Consider the following 16683-nt stretch of genomic DNA (forward strand, 5'->3'; position numbering starts at 1 on the left):
GAGTCCACTGACATGAAGTTCTCGCTGTTCTTCGAAATGCAGATGCCGAACCCGACGCCGGCCGCCGAGCGACAGCTCTTCCACGACTGCGTCGAGCAGGCGGTGCTGGCCGATCGATTGGGGTACCACGCGGTCTGGGCGGTGGAGCATCACGGCCTCCGCGAATACGCGCAGAGTTCGGCTCCGGAGATCTTTCTCGCGTACGTGGCCGCCCGTACCACGAACGTGCGCATCGGCCACGGTGTGACGCTGACCCCCTATCGGTACAACCATCCGATCCGGATCGCGGAGCGGATCGCGACGCTCGACATCCTGTCGAACGGCCGCGTCAACTGGGGATCGGGCAAGAGCGGTACGCGTACCGAGCAGTTGGCCTTCGAGAGCGATCTTTCCTCGTTGGACTCGCAGTGGCTCGAGGCGCAGCGGATGATCCCACGGATGTGGCAGGACGACGTCTTCGAGTGGAAGGGCGAACACTTCACCATTCCACCCACGCAGGTATGCCCAAAGCCGGTGCAGCAGCCCCATCCGCCGATGTTTGCCGCCTGCAGCACGCCCTCCAGTTCGGTCAGGGCGGGCGCACTCGGCCTCGGCACCCTCAATTTCTCCGCGGGTACGCCGCGTAAGCTCGCCAAGCGCGTGCAGGACTACCGGGCGGCCGTGGCGGGAGCCGAACCGATCGCCGGGATCACCAACCATTACGCCTGTACGCCCATCAGCGTCGTGCTGGCTGACGATCGCAAGGCATGCGAGTACGGGTTCCGTGGTGGGCGCTACTTCTGGCAGTCGCAGTTGAGGTACTACGGCAGCGAGGAGCGCCCGGTCGGCCCCCTGGACGCCGACGCCGGCCCGTTGGGCGAGGACGACCTGCGCGCCGCGATGGACAACCGGCTGGCCCCCGACGCACCGCTGACCGGCGTGATCGGAGACCCCGGCGTGTGTCGGGAACAGGTCTTGCGATTCCAGGAGGCCGGTGTGGACGAGCTGATCCTGGTGATGCAGCTCGGGACCGTGCCGAACGAGATAGTGCTGGAGTCGATCCGTACCTTCGGCGAGCAGGTGCTGCCGGAATTCTCCTGACCGTGGGGTACGGGCTACTGCGCCGCCAGTCGCAGCGGTGCTGGCAGCGGCACCGGGTAGTTGCCGGTCAGGCAGGCGTCGCAGTACCCGCCCGGCCGGGATTCCGAGATCGATTTCTTGAGTCCTTCGAGGCTCAGGTAGGCCAGCGAGTCGGCGTTCAGATAATCCCGAATCCCATCCACCGGCAGGTTGGCCGCGATGAGCTTGGACCGATCGGACGTGTCCATGCCGAAGAAGCACGGCCACCGGTAGGGCGGGGAGAGGATGCGCAGGTGAACCTCGGACGCGCCCGCGTTCCGGAGCATCTTCACCGTCTCGCGGAGGGTGGTGGCCCGGACGATGGAATCCTCGATGACCACCAGGCGCTTGCCGGCCACCACACCCTTGATCGGGTTCAACTTGATCCGGACGGCTGCCTCGCGGAGCTCCTGGCTCGGTGCGATGAACGTCCGACCGATGTAGCGGTTCTTGACAAAACCATCGCCGTACGGGAGGCCGGACTCGCGGGCGTAGCCCTGGGCGCCGGGGATACTCGACTCCGGGACGGGGATGACCAGCTCGGCGTCGGCGGGTGCCTCCCGAGCAAGTTGTTCTCCCATGCGCTGACGGGCCAGATGAATGCTTTCGCCGTTCAGGTCACCATCGGGACGCGCGAAATACACAAATTCGAAGAGGCACAGGTGCGGATCTATCCGATGGTCGGGGAAGGGCCATTCGGATCGAATTCCCTCACCGTCAATGAAGATCACCTCGCCCGGCTCCACCTCACGGACGACCGTGGCGCCGATGATGTCCAGTGCCGGCGTCTCCGATGCCAGTACCCAGCCATCACCGAGTTTGCCGAGAAAGAGCGGGCGAAAGCCATTGGGATCCCGTACGCCAACCAGCCGGCTGTGGTCCAACATGACGAACGAGAACGCGCCCTGAAGCTGTGGGAGTGTGGTGAGCAGTGCTTTGTCGAAGGCTTCGGGGTCGGTGTCGATCGCCCCGTGTTCCGCTAACTGCTGGGCAAGCAGTTCTGCGACGACGTCACTGTCACTGCCAATGTCGCTTGCCGAGGCTCCGGTAGCCTCGATCAATTCGGCAGTATTGATGAGATTGCCATTGTGGGCGAGGGCGAACTGCGTCAGCGGGCCGCCGCGATACACCGGCTGGGCATTCACCCAGGTGCTGGAGCCGGTGGTCGAGTATCGCGTGTGACCGATGGCCGTGTGGCCGGTGAGGGCAGCCAGCCGGTGCTCGTTGAAGATCGACGAGACGAGGCCCATGCCCTTGTCGACCCACATCTGCTCACCGTTACTCACCGCAATCCCGGCGGACTCCTGGCCGCGGTGCTGCAATGCGTAGAGCGCGAGGTAGGTGAGATGCGAGGTCGGTTGACCAGGCTGTGCCCAAATCCCGAAGACGCCGCAGGCTTCTCCAACCGACTCGGACGGATCAAGTTCCGGGGGGTTCCAACCAGTCACGGCGGAACTATACCCGATATGCCCATCGGCGCCGGCCGTGCTGGACAGGCGGTACCCGGGCCCGCCGTCCGGGCCCCCGCCTACCGCTCGTCGCCTTACGTGTGGGGGTCCTCACGTTCGGCCACGAGTGCATATACCGTACGTTCCTGCGGTAACACGTCGAGTTGCGGCGCCAAGCCGTCGATCACGGCCGACACCACGGACGGTGGTACGTCGGGAAACACCTCCTGGGCGACGGCGGGGATCCGGAAGAAGGACAAACGCTCCTCGGGGGTTCGTCTCAGTCGCAGCATCGCACCGCACCGCACCTGCCACCCGTTGGCGCCGAACAGGTCCGCCAGCTCGACGTCGTCGAGGATCTCGCGATCCTCCTTCCGCTCCAGCACCTCGAAGCCCCGGGCCTGCAAGCCGGCCATTATCCGGAGGACGAGGTTGTCCTTCGCGCTGCGGGCGTACGGCCAGGCAACCGGGATACCCGGCCGGAACACCGATTCGTAGACGCTGAAAACGATGCGCCCCCGGGGATTCAGCAGCCGGCTGAACGCGTGTAGGAGCCGCTGCTTGTCGTCGACGTGGAAGAAGGAGTTGCTGCATACGATCTCGTCGAAACCGCCGGTCCACTGATCCGCGAAATCCGTGATGTCGGCGCACACGTAGCTCGCCCCGTGATTCGCGGCGGTGTTCTCCCTGGCCAAGCCGATCATCGACTTCGCCGAGTCGAGCCCGACGACACGTGCGGTCGGAAAAAGTCGACACAACAGCCGGGTGGAGTTGCCGGGACCGCAACCGAAGTCGAGAACATTCGCCGGGGTGCCGCCGTGCGCTGCGGCCAGCATGGTGGTGATCTGCCCGTGCGTCGGAAATCGCTGCACGTGCGCCAGATACGATGCGGCGCTTTCATCCCACAGTGTTTGCAGGCGAATCGTCCGTACGTCAGTCATCCCGTTTCCTTCTTGAGGGGCGGCGCGCATTCAACCGGGGTGTGACCCCGTGACAACCGGGGCCTGGCGGGCGTACAGGTCCTCGATCAACCGCACCCGGGTCTCGAGCGACGCGTCGGCGAAGGGCTCCGACGGCTCTGGTTGCGAGCCCCGGTCGATCTGGGCGAAGGAGCGGATGAAACGCTCACATACGGCGATCTTGCGCCGCATGTGGGATCGCTCCTCGGCGAAGTCGAGGATCTCGGCGGCCGTCGTCGCGGAGGCGGTCGGCTCGTCGCTGGCGTTGGCGTTTCGATACGTGGCCATCGAGTACCCCCCGATGTGGTGCAGCCACGGCGAATCATGGTAGGCGATCGGAAGCTGTAGGAACGAGTAGGCGATGTTGAGCAGTTTCGGCGGCACGTAGTCACGGCGGAGCAGGCCATGCTCGGCCAGGTACCGCTGAAAGGCCGGGGCGCAGTGGGTGACGTCCGTGTACTTGTCGGGCAGCACGTCGCACTCGCGGACCACCCGGTCCATGGTCTCGCGGCGATAGATACCGAAGTACGAACTGCCGAGCTGGACGCCGTCCGCGGTGACATTGTGCGGACCGGCCACCTCCTGCTGCGCGGGATGGAGCACCTGGTCGGATGGTGTGGCCCAGATCGGCGTTCCGGAGAACACCGCCTCGAATCTGTCGAGCAGGCCCTCGAACTCCGCTGCGATGTCACCCACGACCACGATGTCGGAGTCCATGAAGCCGAACGTGTCCTCCGGCGGCAACTCCCGGTAGAGGGCGCTCAGCGCCTTACCCAGCGGAATCACCTCGGTGGTGTGCAACTTCCGGAAGTCCAGCCGATCGTCGGACTCGGCCAGCGCACGCAGCGTCGCGTCCTCGCCCGCCGCGCAGTGGTTCGACACCAACCGGAACCGCCAGGGCGTGTTCGCCACCAGCAGTGGCACGAAGCGTGCCAGGGCGTGCACCGTACCGGCGGTGTAGATGATGTTCATGCAGATCGTCATGTCGCTCCCGTGAGGCTCGCAGACCGCAGCGCCGCCCGTACCCGACCAACCGTGGTGTGGTCGGAGATCAGCAACTGGACGTGGTCCGGCAGCCCCGGATGGTCCGACCGGACGTCACACCCCGCGGACCGGAGCGCGTCAGGAAGCGCCGGGCCGCGCTCCCGGCAGTCGATCAGGACCGACCCCGCGTGCCCGGCGACGACCCGGAAGCCCTGGGCACCAAGCAGTGCCGCGGCTTCCTCGACCGCCGCCGCCATCAGCCGTACGTTGCGCCGCATGCTCTCCTCGTCCTGCATGCTCGCGACCGCCGCGGCCTGGGCCGGGCCACTGACGTCGTACCGGAGCACCCGCGGACCGACCGCCCGCAGCAGTGACGGGGCGCCCAACAGGTAGCCGACCCGGAGCCCGAAGAGCTGGCGCGCCTTGGAGAACGACCGACAGATGACGATCGGCAGTCCGGACCCGATCGTCGAACCGAAATCGGATTCGATCCGCTCGGGCGCGTACTCGCCGTAGACGTTGTCGAAGACCAGCACGGCCCCTGCGGGCAGGCGCTGTGCCAGAGCCCGGACCTCGGGCAGGGAAATCGTGGTGCCCGTGACGTTGTTCGGTGAATCCACGAGGACGAGCCGGGTGTCCTGGGTGATCGCCGCACCGATCGCCGCGACGTCGTGCCGGTAGTCCCGCAGTGGCACGGCCCGGTGCGTCAGCCCGTACGCCTCGACCAGCCACCGGTACAGGAAGAAGGACGGCTCGGAGAAGACCACACTGCCACCGGCGGGCGCGTGCCGGGCAACGATGCCGTGCAGCAGACTCGCCGTCCCGGGGCCCACCAACACGGCGTCCCTCGGAAGGCCGTAGTACCGGCCGATCTCCCCGCACAGGCTCGCGGAGTCCGCCTCGGGCGGGCGGTTGACCTCGACGAATCGGTTCACTGCCTGAACCGCCCCGGGCGCGGCGGCGAGCCAGTCGCCGGGTGGGGGTGCGGTGCTGGAGGGCAATTCACACACCTGCGGCTTGGTTCGTGCCGATCCCGATCCCGATCAGCGGCAGGGTCTTCCGGGCCTGGGGCGACAGTCCGCGACGGTCGAGGAACTGCGCGAACGAGTCCTCGACGCGGTACGTGCCGAGCAGTTCGTCGACGAGCGGCCGCAGCCGCGCCATCGCCTCGTCCTGGTCGAGGTCGGGTTCCAGGTGGACCCCGAAGGTCTCCTGCCCCGTCGGGCACGGGGTCACCCAGCCCTCGACGGAGTGTTTGAGCCCGTACAGGCCCTCCTGGCAGTAGACCGGGCACTTCTCGCACCGGGCGCCGCGATACGTACTGCTGTGGCTGTTCTTCACCCGAACCTGCATGTCGTCGACGTCGAACCAGCCGATGTCGCAGCCCTTGCGGTCCTGGTGGTCGCCGCCGCCGGATCGACCGCGCAGCTCCCGCTCCAGGTCGCCGAGCGGCATGAACTCGTCGACCCAGAGGTCATGGGTCTCGTCCGTGTAGTACAGGTCGAGGATGCTCACGTAGAGCCGTCCGGAGCGACCGGCCCCCAGCTTGCGGGCCAGCGCGAGTATGCCGTCGATCTGATTGGCGTTGCGGCGCATGGCGACGACGTTGATGCCCACGGTGATCCCGGCGTCGAGCGCCATCGTGATGGCCCGTGCGGCGACCCCGTGATCGTCGCCCCGACCACGGACGATGTCGTGCGCCAGGGCCGGGTCGACGGCGTCCATCGAGACCTTCAGGACGTCCAGGTGCGGGGCCAACTGGTCGATCCGTCGCTGGAGGAACTTGCCGTTCGTGGTCATCTCCACGCGGTCGAACAGGGTGCGTGCGTGGGCGACGATTGTCGGCAGGTCGGCGTTGAGTGTCGGCTCCCCACCGGTGAAGGAGATGCCCTTGATCGCCCCCGTGGCGGCGATGTGCTCAAGGTTGCGACAGTACTGTTCGGCGGTCAGCCGGTGGTTGCGGTGCTGGGTGGGGACGAAGTTCTCCATCCCGCTGGCCTTCGGGCAGTAGACGCAGTTCAGGTTGCACCGGTTGGCGACAGAGGCTCGGAGGAACCGTAGCTCCTCGTCGGGTTTCGGGTCAGCTGCAGCATTCATCAGTCACGCATCCACGTAGGGGGAGAGTTCTGAATTCGCCTGCCGGATGATGTCGGTGTACCTGCTGTCGTGCAGCTCTGCGTACTGCGCCTGGTAGTAGTCGACGCGGGCCCACTCCTCCAGGGAGTCCGGATACGGAAAGCCCTTTCGGCGGAGCATGGTGTAAATGGGGGTACCCGGCCACGGTTCCAAAAAGTGGATCTTGCATTGGTGCTCGGACCAGAGCTCCCGAATGCGGTACGCCGCGTCGATGGTCTGCTGGTAGTGATCAGGAGCGGCACCGGGCCAACCGACGATGAATGTGAACATGCCCCGTACGCCGACCCTTGCGAGCCGGGTCGCCATCTCCGGGATGCGGCTTGGGTCGTACCGCTTTCCTGCCAGCTTCACGAGCTCCGGTACGGGAGTCTCCAGCCCCATCAGGACACGGCAGAGGCCGCTGTCGGCGGCCGCCGACAGAGCCCCGTCGGACATGTCGGTGAGATCGGCGGGATGAAGGCTCGCCGCCCAGGGAATCCCCACCTGCTCCGCCAGCAGATCCCCGAAGAGCTGCGCCCGCTCCCCGTCGTGGAAGAAGTTCGGATCGTGCAGCTTGAGCCCGCTGGCCGAGGCCCGGCCGACCATCTCGCGGATGCGATCGATCGCCAACTCGACCCGGCGGACGTACCACGAGTTTCCGGATGTCTGTGGTTCGGAGCAGAAGGTGCACCGCCGCAGGCATCCCTCCGACGTCACGTAGTTCAGCGTGCGAGGGGCGATCGCCAGGTCGGGATTGACGTACGGCTCCCAGTTCGAGATCAGGTCGAGGTCCGGCAGGTTGTCCGGGGCGGCCACCAGCCCGCCCGCGTCGCGGTTCGGGCTCTGCCGAAGAATGTTGAACATGCTGCTCGTCGGCGGTTCCTCGCCCTTTGCGAGCACGACCGGCGCCGACGCCGTGTGCGGCATCGGGACACCGGTCAGCCGGTGCAGGAGCAGACTGAGCCCCGCGTAGCCGAATCCCGGGATGACCGCGTCGGCGGGCGACTGTTCGAGTGTCTGGGCGGGAAACAACGTCACGTGCGGACCGCCCCAGACGACGTACGAGCCGTTGTCCCGGGCGACCGTCGAGGCCTTGATCGAGTCGGTGATCGCGGCGCCGGTCATGACGCTGACCGCGAGAATGTCCTCGGGTCCGAGGGTCCGTACGGTTGCCAGCCAGTCGCTGTCGACCCGGGCGTCGATGAGGTGCGGGGTCAGGCCCAGTGCGCGTGCCGCCGACGCCAGGTAGCAGGCGAACCAGGGAGTCCAGGTCTGTTCCTTGCCGGCCCCGTTCGAATAGTTGGCCTTTGCTTCGGTTCGCGGCTGGAAGAACCACACACGTTGACGCATCTCAAGCCCCCCGTCGTGCCGAACTCGCGCCTCCACCTGCCGGCTGCCCCGCTGATCGACCCGATACGTCGCCTTGTGAGAGCGCGACCTGCGGGGAGTATGGCGTACACAATCGACCGGCCGCAATGATTTTCCGCATCGCGGATGACAACGACGCACGTCAGCGGCAATAGATTCGTTCGCGGCATCCGTGCGTTGCGTCGCACAATCCACTGTGGCAGGCTCCTGAAGGCTGACGAGACGAGCCAGTCCGTGCCATTTTCGGACACGGACGCGTCGACCGACGGTTCCGTCCACTTCGGCCGCACCACCACGGGGATCTACGGAGGGATCGGTCGACGTATATGAGGGTGCTCGTCACCGGCGCCGGCGGCATGCTGGGCTCCGCGGTCGTCCCACAGTTCCGAGAAGCGGGGCACCAGGTGGTCGCCTCCGACATCAAGTCCGGCTGGACCCCCCTCGACGTCACCGATCCTGCGGCTTTCAGGCGAACTGTCGAGTCGGTGGCGCCGGACGCCATCATGCACCTGGCGGCGCGGACGAGCCTCGAAGACTGCGAACGCGATCCGGCGTCGGCCGCCGAGGTGAACGCGGCAGGCACCCGGATCGCCGCCGAACTGGCCGGCGCGAACGACATCCCGATCGTCTACGTCAGCACTGCCGGCGTCTTCGACGGTGCCAACCCGATGCCGTACGAGGAGACGGACCCCGCCAACCCCGTCAACGTGTACGGCCGCACCAAGCTGCTCGGCGAGGAGCACATCATCAGGCGGTGCACGAAGTTCTTCATCCTGCGCGCCGGCTGGATGATCGGCGGCGGCGCGTTGGACCACAAGTTCGTCGGGCAGCTCTGCCGTCAGCTCGCCGACGGCCGACGGACCCTCCACGCGGTCGGCGACAAGTTCGGCTCACCGACGTACACGGTGGATTTCGCGCACTGCATGCTCGCCCTGCTGGCCACCGACGGATACGGGCTGTACCACGCCACCTGTCAGGGCAGTCCGAGCCGTTACGAGGTCGCCGCCCACCTTCTCGACCGGCTCGGCCTGCGCCGGCACGTCTCCCTGGTGAAGGTCGATTCCGACCACTTCGCCGGCAGCTATCCCGCGCCCCGGCCGCGGTCCGAGGCAATGCGCAACCGGAAGCTCGAGCTGGCCGGCATCGACGTGATGAGGCCCTGGCGGGACGCGCTCGGGCACTACCTCGACCAGCGCTTCGGGCAGCTGCGGTCGATCGCGGCCGGAGCCGACCCGGCGGATCCGACGATTCACCACGAGCGGCATGCCGTCATCTGAGCCGGTCCTCGACATCGACGACGCCGTGGTCCGGTACGGCAACCGCCGTGTCCTGCACGGTGTGTCCCTACAGCTCCGGGCCGGTCAGGTCATCGGGCTTATCGGCCCGAACGGTGCCGGCAAGTCAACCCTGATCAAGGCCATCGCCGGCCTGGTCCCGATCGAGTCCGGGACGGTACGCGTCGGCGGCGTGCACGTCGCCCGGCATCCGGTCCGGGCACGCCGGCTGATGAGCGTGGCGACCCAGGAACTGGCGGTGTTCCCGCCGTTGACGGTCGCCGAGAACGTACGCGGCTGGGCCGCGCTCTGTGGCATTCCCCGGCCACAACGCCACCAGGCCGTGGCCGATGCGCTCGCCGCGATGCAGCTCGACGAGCTGCGTGATCGCAAGGTGGTGGAACTGTCGGGCGGCGAGCAACGCAGAACCCACTGTGCGATGGCGATCGTCGCACGACCACGACTGCTCATTCTCGACGAACCCACCTCGGGGGTGGATCCGGACACCCGGCGGGCGGTGCTGGAACACGTCCGGCGGATATCGGCCACCGGCACCGCGGTCCTGTACTCCACGCACTATCTGCAGGAAGTCGAGTATCTCGACGCCGACGTGCTGCTGCTGTCCAGCGGGAGGATCGTCGCCGCCGGCACGCCGAGTGAGCTCATCGCCCGGTACAGCACCGCCACCGTGGAGCTGACCATCCGGGACCGCCAGGCCGACGGTCTGGCGCAGCCCCGCCAGGAGCGCCGCCCGATCAGCGACCCGGTCACCGCGCTGCCGATGCTCCTCAAGGACCTGACCGAGGAATCGGGCGACGTCGTCGGCGTCGCCGTCCACCAGCCGAGCCTGGAGGACGTCTTCCTGCGTCTCACCCAGCGACAGCGGGGAGGGTCGTCATCAGTCGTCTGAGTCGTCTTTCTCTGCTCGCCACTTCGGTCATCGCCCACGAGTGGCGGCTGCAACGGCGTGACCTGTTGCCCATCGTCACCCGTACGGTGATGCCGGTGATCCTGATCGCGGTGCTGCTGCCGACCTACCGGGGAGCGTTGCAGCAGGCGGGCACGCTCCGGGACAACGCCACCGAGCATGCGGTACCCGGCTTCGCGGTCATGTTCGGGCTGATGCTGGTGTCCGACGCCGGTACGACCTTCTTCCGGGACCACAGCTGGCACACCTGGCTGCGGCTGCGCAGCCTGCCCGTGCCGATGCCACTCCTGGTGGGCGGCAAGCTGGTGGTTCCGTTCCTGCTGGTCCTCGCGCAGACCGGGGCGGTACTCGGCTTCGGCGTACTCCTGTTCGACATGCGGATCCGTGGCTCTGTCGGCGCTCTCGTGGTCCTCGCCGCGGTGTTCGCCGCGTTCGTGGTGTCGCTGACCTTCCTCAGCGTCGCCCTGTGCCAGACACTGCTCCAGCTGTCCGCCGTCGCGAACATCTTCAGCCTGGCCATAGCCGGGATCGGTGGCGCGCTCGTACCCGTGGCGCTGTTGCCACAGCCGCTGCCCGCGTTGGCACCGCTCACCCCGACCTACTGGGCGATGCGCGGGTTCGACGTCGTCATCAGCGACGGGGGCGGGCTGGCGGCGGTCAGCCCCATGGTCGGCATCCTGCTGGCGCAGACGGCGGTGCTCGGTGTGCTCGGTGCGGCGTTGTTCCGCCCGAGCCGGACGAAGGTGGGGTGGGCTTGAGCATGGCCGGCGTCCAGGTCGTTTCGGTCGAGCAGGCGCTCGGTGTCGTCGGGGTCGGCCTGGCGCAGTTGCGCACACACGCCGGGAGCGTCCTGGCCGACGGGCGCTCCTATCTCGTCGGCTCGCTTGCCGCGGGCTTCGGCAACCGGGGTAGCGACATCGACATCCACCTGTTCCGTTCGACCGGCGGCTACGCCCCGCCCTACCTCATGTTCGTCGGGGACGTGCCCGTGGACCTCGAACACTTCCCCGACCAGGCTGTCGGCGACCTCCTGGCACAGGTCACCGACCTGCCGGTCGCCGCGACACCGTTCGGTCCCGTGGCCCTGACGAACCCGCTCTCCGAGACGGACGAGCGTCGGCTCATCCGGTGGCTCACCGCCCTGCCCCTGGACCCCGAATCCGGGCCGGTCCTACCGCCGCAGGCGTCAGCAGACGGCTTCGCCGTCCTGCTACGGGCGGTAGTGGACCGGCTGGTGACGATGGTGGCGCTCGCCGAGTTGGCCGAGGAGGTGGCGGCGGAAGGTGCACCGTATCTCTGGGCCCGAGCCGGTCGGCTCGTCCTCGAAGTGACCTGTACGGGGCGCGGCAGCGCGGTGACGGGTGAGAAGTGGCTGCCCGCCCGTTTGGACGCCTGTGGCGTTCCGGTCGATACCGCGCGCCGCATGCTCTCCGTGACCAGTGGCGAGGAGTTCGCGGCGGCGACCGGGTCGCTGGGTCTGCCGGCGATCCGTGGCGTGGAGCTGACGACGGTGCGTCCCGACCCCGCCGCGCGCGAGGTGTCCGTGGGCCGACAACGCTTCCTGCTCACCAGGCACGAGCGTGTCTACCCCGAGTGGGTCGCCGCGGCCGGCGCGACCGCCGCCGTCCGGGACGACATCGGCGCCGCCCCCCTCCTGTCGGGGCTGCGAACCGGGCAGATCGTTCTCGACGTTTCCACCGACGCCCTACGGGACGCGCTGTGCCGGTAGACGGGAAGAGTTTCGACATCGGCTGGTTGCTGACTCACGGAGCGGGGGCGTCCTGGACGTTCGCGGTGTCCGTACAGAGCCATCTTGAGGACGCGGACGCGGCGTACGCCGCGGAGGACTGGCCGCTCTGCGTCGAGTCGTGCCTGCTGACGCTGCTCTGTGTGCGGTACTGCGATCTCGTCGTGGACGGCTACAGCCAACGGGCGAGCGAGGTGGAGCGGCATCTCGACGTCGCGTACGCCGGCACGGACGTGACCCGGGACATCCGCGGGCTACCCCCGTCGGTCGGCGCCACCCGCGAGGACGCGGTTGCTGCCCGGAAGGTGGTGGCGACCCACGTCGGGCGGCTGCGGGAGAGCCTGCCCGTCGACGTACCCGTGTTGCGCAGCGCCGGTGGCTTCTTTCCGACGGTGCGCCTGGGCACCGACATCGAGCGGCTCCGGGGCACGCACGGACTGCCACCGCTGGATTGGTATCAGTGGGATGTGTGAGCCTCGCGGCTTGCCACCACCCGACGCTCGATGATCTGCCCCGCCGCGCGCAGCCGTGCGGCCCAGCCCGCCACCTCGTCCTCGGTGCCGTAGGCGACCGTGAAGGGCTCCTGGGCGGCGCGAAGCACCGCGACGAGCGAGTCGCCGACGGACAACCGGGGAAAAACGGTGCACAACGACGAGACGGCATAGTCGATCGAGTTGACGTTGTCGTCGCACAGGAGCAACGCGGCCGGTCCGGCACCGATCGGTGTGTACGTCATACGGTCCCACCGTTCCGTACGCGCGCGACGGCGCACCGTTTCGGCGATATCGCGTAGGGTCTGCGCTTGCATCTCCGCGACGCGGCCGTACACACCCCGCCGGTCGGAAAGGACAGGGACCGGAGTACGAAGCCGGTCAGCGCGCGAAGAGCGCAGGAAACTCGCCTGCGCGTGCGACTCCGCGTCGTTGGCCGGGGTGTGGATGCAATTCGCAAAGGGCCCATAGCCGTAGCGCTGCCGGATTCGAAGCTTGATCGCGTTGCTGCGGGCCACCGCGTCGGTGCCCGTCACCGTCATGATCCGGCTCGGGGCGTTGGCCAGGTAACGGTCGAGCAGGTAGGAGGTCATCGGGCAGCGGACGTTGACGTGCTGGGGCCAGAGCCACTTCAGGTCGTCGTGGTTCAGTTCGACGTCCCATACCTCGGTGATGGCCAGTCCGGCGGCCCCGAGTGAATGGCGAATGTCGGCGAGAATGGCCGGATCAGCGACTCCGTCCGGCTTTACCATGACGAAGCCCACGTCGTCCCCCGTGGTGGTCGGTGCCGCAATTGCCGGAGCGATCCTGCCCATGTACGTCCCCGTCGTAGGTGGCCGGCCGAGTGTAGTCGACCTCCACCAAACCGACGAGCAGTGCTCGTCACGTAACCCGTTGCATCGTCACGTAACCCCGTTGCAAGTTTACCGGCGGCACATCGGGCCGGGTGTGGACGGCAGGGTCGGTGCGGGTGCCCGTCGGTCAGGCCGGGGTCGTGACCGGGATGCCGACCGGCAGCACGACACACTCCCGGCAGCGAGCCTCGTAGGTGTAGGTGCCGTCGTCGGGCAGTGCGGTGGACGGCGGGAGCGCCCGGATCATCGGCTCGCCGTGTTCGAGCACCTGGGTGTAGACGGCGGTGAACCGCCGGCAGATGTCACATACCGCCCGCCGATAGGTCACCGTCGCGGGGCCGAGTTCGAGCAGCGCGCGTACGGGAGCGAACATCTCCCCCCGGTGGTCCAGGTCGATGCCGGCCGCCACGACCGTGGTACCCCGCCGCAGCAGGGTCCGGACCACCGCGATGTCGTCGACGGTGAACATGTGCACCTCGTCGATGCCGACCACCTCCACCTCCTCGGACAGCGCGGCGGCGAGCGAGGTGGTCTTCACCGTCGCCAGCGCGGCACCGCTGCGGGAGACGACGCCGACGTCGCGTACGTGCCGGGCGCTCTGGTAGATCCGGTGCCGGACGTTGGTGTACTGCAGCGGCGAGAGCAGGCTGACGAGTTCGAGCGACTTTCCGCTCTTCATCGGGCCGAGGATGACGGTGAGATCCACGGCCCACACCGTAGCGCCCGACCTGCCGGACGAGAATTCGTCTCTCGGTTACCCTGACCCCCGTCGATGATCAAGACTCGACGATCAAGGCTCGATGATCACGGGGAGGACGGGCATGCGACGTACACGGGTGGACCGGCGGACCTTCGGCAAGCTGGTCGGAGCGGCAGGTGCCGGGGCGTTGACCGGGGGCGCCCTGGTCACGGCGCCCGCGCGGGCCGCCGCACCGACCTGGAAGGTCAGCGGTACGGCGGTGACCGCGCTGAAGAGCTTCGACGACACGATGAAGAGCTTCATGCAGGCCCGCAACATCTCCGCCGGCCAGTTGGCCGTCACGCACCAGGGCCGGCTGGTGCTCGCCCGCGGCTACAGCTACAGCGACGACCCGGCGCAGACGGTCGCGCCGACCTCGCTCTTCCGGATCGCCAGCCTCTCGAAGTCGGTGACCGCGGCCGCGCTGGCCCGCCTGGCCCAGGACGGTGCCGTGGCGCTGGGCACCCCGGTCGCCTCGCTGCTCGACCTCAGCCCGCCGGCCGGGCAGACCGCCGACCCCCGGCTGTCCCGGGTGACGCTCTGGCAACTGCTCCAACACACCGGGGGATGGGACCGGGCCCTCGCCTTCGACCCGAACTTCGCCGACCGGACGATATCCCGGGCGCTGGGCGTACCGATGGAGTTGTACCCCGCCGACGTGATCCGGTACATGGCCGGTCAGCCGCTGCAACACGACCCCGGTACGAAGGTCGCGTACAGCAACTTCGGCTACCAGTTGGCCGGACGGGTGATCGAGGCGGTCAGCGGCCTGCCCTACGCCACGTACGTGCAGCAGAAGCTCTTCGCCCCGCTGGGCATCACCCGGATGGCCCAGGGTTGGAGCATCGCCCCGCACGCCGGTGAGGTGCGTTACCGCTCCCAGTACACCGGTCCGACGGTGCTGAACGAGACCGGCGCGACCGTCGCCGCGCCGTACGGGACGTTCAGCATGCGGTTGCAGGACGCCAACGGCGGCTGGATCGGCTCGGCGGTGGACCTGGTGCGCTGGGCGTCCGCCTTCGACGCCGCCGGTCCGGTGCTCAACAGCACCTCGTTGGGGCGGGTCTGGGCGGTTCCCGGCGGGATCGGGGTCGACCCGGCCGGCTGGTACTACGGGCTGGGCTGGCAGGTCCGTCCGGTCACCACCGGCGGCACCGGCCGCAACACCTGGCACACCGGCAGCATGCCGGGGACGTACTCGCTGCTGGTCCGGACGTACCAGGGGCGGAGTTGGGCGGTGCTGTTCAACCAGCGCGACGATCCGTCGGGCCTGGCGTACCCCGAGATCGACCCGCTGCTGTGGGCAGCCGCCGCCAAGGTGACCACCTGGCCGACCACCAACCTCTACCCGACCTACTTCTGACCCTCGGGCACCTTGATCGTCAGTCGTCGCTGTGGCGCACGTCGTGCGTCGCCCCGGCGCGGCAACTGACGATCAAGGTGCACTGGGATCAGCTTGCTGGGATCAGCTTGCGGAGTATTCGTAGCCGGTGATGGCCCGGATCCAGTCGGTGATGTTGTCGATCCGGACGGTGGTCTCCTCCAGGGCGTGGGGGCAGGTGGGCCCGCCGCTCTCGATCGAGACGAGAGCGGTCCTGCCGCGCCGGTCCTCGCTGAAGTAGGGGGCGCCGGAGTCGTACGCGCAGGCGCTGGTGTCGGGGAACGGGGCCAGGCCGGTCATGCCGACCGTCGGCGCGACGACCGAGGTGATGGTGAACTGCCCGGTCCGCAGCTGGTTGGACGGGACCGGGTTGGCGCCCTGGGTGGAGCCGAACCCGGTGAGCCGGACCACGTCGCCGGGCTGCGGCACCCGGCGGCTCAGCGCGAGGGGTGTGATGGTGGTGACCAGGTGGTCGAGCCGGACCAGCGCCAGGTCCCGGTCGGGGTGCTGGCGCACCGCGACGACCTCCGCCTGCTCGCCGATCGGGGACGTCATGTCGGCCCGACCGACGGTGGCGAGTGTCTCGTCGGCCAGCGTGCGTTCCACCCGTACGCCGTTGAGGTCGCGGAAGCAGTGGCCGGCGGTGACGATCCACTCCCGGTGGATCAGCGCGCCCGAGCAGGCGCTGTTGCGGCGCCCGCCGTCGGCGGTCGGGATGCCGGTCATGGTCAGCTTGACAGCGAACCGGTACCGACCGTTCGGCACGTCCACGCCGTTGGCGACCGCGTTGGCCGGCCCGGCGGGGACGACGGCCAGACCGGCGACCAGCACCGGCGCGAGCAGCAGCAATATCGACCGGAATCGACGCTTGCGTGACACAGGCACCACACATCCTTCGGTTGGTTGCTTGTGTCTGGATTATGGCTCAGTGGCGGGGCCGTGTGGGTGCTGCGAGCCCGTCCGTCCACACTCGACCGCTCGCGGGAGTCCTGGTCGGACCGGCCGGGCGGTACCGCTTCGGCGGTGATCGTCGTCGATCCCCGAAAGTGGGTCCGGGTGCGCCGGCTGCCGAGATGTGCCTGGCCGGCTCCTTACCAAGCAAGATCGATTCGTCCTGTTCGTGCAGGTGGCGATGGTACGCGGGGTCGATCTTCGCCACCGGTGCCGAGTCGTCCGGCCGGAGGTGCCCGTGCTCCCGGTACGGGCGAGTCCCGTACGCGCGGCGGGGCGGGCGCCGGGAAGGGCCTCATCCGGCCGGGATAAAAGCCGTGATCGTGGGTAGACCCGCTCAGACGGG

At 68.1% G+C, this 16683-nt stretch carries 16 protein-coding genes; 7 read left to right on the forward strand and 9 right to left on the reverse strand.

Annotation, left to right across the window (positions count from 1 at the left end; all coding sequences use genetic code 11):
• Positions 1 to 12: 12 nt before the first annotated feature.
• Positions 13 to 1080 (forward strand): LLM class flavin-dependent oxidoreductase, encoded by a 1068-nt coding sequence (locus AB0J90_RS05340; RefSeq protein WP_363592399.1) that lies wholly within the window; start codon positions 13 to 15, stop codon positions 1078 to 1080.
• A 14-nt stretch (positions 1081 to 1094) separates the two neighbouring features.
• Here the strand turns inward: AB0J90_RS05340 and purF are convergent, their stop codons facing one another.
• From purF to AB0J90_RS05370, 6 genes are all read right to left on the reverse strand, one after another.
• Positions 1095 to 2546 (reverse strand): amidophosphoribosyltransferase, encoded by a 1452-nt coding sequence (gene purF / locus AB0J90_RS05345; protein ID WP_363592401.1) that lies wholly within the window; start codon positions 2544 to 2546, stop codon positions 1095 to 1097.
• A 95-nt stretch (positions 2547 to 2641) separates the two neighbouring features.
• Positions 2642 to 3487 carry a class I SAM-dependent methyltransferase gene (locus AB0J90_RS05350; protein ID WP_363592403.1) on the reverse strand — a complete coding sequence of 282 codons (846 nt, stop codon included), beginning with the start codon at positions 3485 to 3487 and terminating at the stop codon, positions 2642 to 2644.
• A 30-nt stretch (positions 3488 to 3517) separates the two neighbouring features.
• Entirely contained in the window at positions 3518 to 4489 is a 972-nt protein-coding gene (locus AB0J90_RS05355; RefSeq protein ID WP_363592405.1) for a hypothetical protein, read from the reverse strand.
• Complete coding sequence (locus tag AB0J90_RS05360; protein WP_363592407.1) at positions 4486 to 5490, reverse strand: histidinol-phosphate transaminase; 1005 nt, start codon at positions 5488 to 5490, stop codon at positions 4486 to 4488. The genes AB0J90_RS05355 and AB0J90_RS05360 overlap by 4 nt, the downstream gene beginning before the upstream one ends.
• 1 nt (position 5491) lies before the next feature.
• Positions 5492 to 6586, reverse strand: a complete 1095-nt coding sequence (locus AB0J90_RS05365) for a radical SAM protein (RefSeq protein WP_363592409.1) — start codon at positions 6584 to 6586, stop codon at positions 5492 to 5494.
• A gap of 3 nt (positions 6587 to 6589) precedes the next feature.
• Positions 6590 to 8167 carry a radical SAM protein gene (locus AB0J90_RS05370; RefSeq protein WP_363592411.1) on the reverse strand — a complete coding sequence of 526 codons (1578 nt, stop codon included), beginning with the start codon at positions 8165 to 8167 and terminating at the stop codon, positions 6590 to 6592.
• 131 nt (positions 8168 to 8298) lie between these two features.
• Between AB0J90_RS05370 and AB0J90_RS05375 the strand changes: the two genes are divergently transcribed.
• From AB0J90_RS05375 to AB0J90_RS05395, 5 genes are read left to right on the forward strand one after another with little or no spacing between them, the layout of a single operon-like run.
• Entirely contained in the window at positions 8299 to 9249 is a 951-nt protein-coding gene (locus AB0J90_RS05375; protein ID WP_363592413.1) for an NAD(P)-dependent oxidoreductase, read from the forward strand.
• On the forward strand, positions 9236 to 10156 hold the full coding sequence (locus AB0J90_RS05380) for an ABC transporter ATP-binding protein (RefSeq protein WP_363592415.1): 921 nt from the start codon (positions 9236 to 9238) through the stop codon (positions 10154 to 10156). The genes AB0J90_RS05375 and AB0J90_RS05380 overlap by 14 nt, the downstream gene beginning before the upstream one ends.
• A 29-nt stretch (positions 10157 to 10185) precedes the next feature.
• A complete protein-coding gene (locus AB0J90_RS05385) occupies positions 10186 to 10932 on the forward strand; it encodes an ABC transporter permease (RefSeq protein ID WP_363592943.1) in 747 nt (248 codons plus the stop codon).
• A complete protein-coding gene (locus AB0J90_RS05390; protein ID WP_363592417.1) occupies positions 10929 to 11903 on the forward strand; it encodes a hypothetical protein in 975 nt (324 codons plus the stop codon). Before AB0J90_RS05385 ends, AB0J90_RS05390 begins: the two co-directional genes overlap by 4 nt.
• Entirely contained in the window at positions 11894 to 12394 is a 501-nt protein-coding gene (locus tag AB0J90_RS05395; RefSeq protein WP_363592419.1) for a hypothetical protein, read from the forward strand. The genes AB0J90_RS05390 and AB0J90_RS05395 overlap by 10 nt, the downstream gene beginning before the upstream one ends.
• Here AB0J90_RS05395 and AB0J90_RS05400 read toward each other — a convergent pair.
• Together AB0J90_RS05400 and AB0J90_RS05405 are read right to left on the reverse strand one after the other, a co-directional pair.
• Positions 12379 to 13227 carry a hypothetical protein gene (locus tag AB0J90_RS05400; RefSeq protein ID WP_363592421.1) on the reverse strand — a complete coding sequence of 283 codons (849 nt, stop codon included), beginning with the start codon at positions 13225 to 13227 and terminating at the stop codon, positions 12379 to 12381. The two genes, AB0J90_RS05395 and AB0J90_RS05400, sit on opposite strands and share 16 nt — an antisense overlap.
• A 166-nt stretch (positions 13228 to 13393) precedes the next feature.
• Positions 13394 to 13972 carry a thymidine kinase gene (locus tag AB0J90_RS05405; protein ID WP_363592423.1) on the reverse strand — a complete coding sequence of 193 codons (579 nt, stop codon included), beginning with the start codon at positions 13970 to 13972 and terminating at the stop codon, positions 13394 to 13396.
• 115 nt (positions 13973 to 14087) lie between these two features.
• Here AB0J90_RS05405 and AB0J90_RS05410 point away from each other — a divergent pair, with 115 nt between their 5' ends.
• Positions 14088 to 15368, forward strand: a complete 1281-nt coding sequence (locus tag AB0J90_RS05410; RefSeq protein ID WP_363592425.1) for a serine hydrolase domain-containing protein — start codon at positions 14088 to 14090, stop codon at positions 15366 to 15368.
• Positions 15369 to 15470: 102 nt separating this feature from the next.
• Here the strand turns inward: AB0J90_RS05410 and AB0J90_RS05415 are convergent, their stop codons facing one another.
• The gene (locus AB0J90_RS05415; protein WP_363592427.1) at positions 15471 to 16271 is read right to left on the reverse strand and encodes a trypsin-like serine protease; all 801 of its coding nucleotides are present in this window, start codon (positions 16269 to 16271) and stop codon (positions 15471 to 15473) included.
• Positions 16272 to 16683: the final 412 nt, after the last annotated feature.

It is taken from the genome of Micromonospora sp. NPDC049523 (genome assembly GCF_040676775.1).
Taxonomy (GTDB): Bacteria; Actinomycetota; Actinomycetes; order Mycobacteriales; family Micromonosporaceae; genus Micromonospora_G.

Coding starts and splice junctions, on each gene's coding strand:
- AB0J90_RS05340 (WP_363592399.1), top strand. CDS start 13: ATGAAGTTCTCGCTGTTCTTCGAAATGCAGATGCCGAACCCGACGCCG.
- AB0J90_RS05350 (WP_363592403.1), bottom strand. CDS start 3,487: ATGACTGACGTACGGACGATTCGCCTGCAAACACTGTGGGATGAAAGC.
- AB0J90_RS05355 (WP_363592405.1), bottom strand. CDS start 4,489: ATGACGATCTGCATGAACATCATCTACACCGCCGGTACGGTGCACGCC.
- AB0J90_RS05365 (WP_363592409.1), bottom strand. CDS start 6,586: ATGAATGCTGCAGCTGACCCGAAACCCGACGAGGAGCTACGGTTCCTC.
- AB0J90_RS05375 (WP_363592413.1), top strand. CDS start 8,299: ATGAGGGTGCTCGTCACCGGCGCCGGCGGCATGCTGGGCTCCGCGGTC.
- AB0J90_RS05380 (WP_363592415.1), top strand. CDS start 9,236: ATGCCGTCATCTGAGCCGGTCCTCGACATCGACGACGCCGTGGTCCGG.
- AB0J90_RS05400 (WP_363592421.1), bottom strand. CDS start 13,227: ATGGGCAGGATCGCTCCGGCAATTGCGGCACCGACCACCACGGGGGAC.
- AB0J90_RS05410 (WP_363592425.1), top strand. CDS start 14,088: ATGCGACGTACACGGGTGGACCGGCGGACCTTCGGCAAGCTGGTCGGA.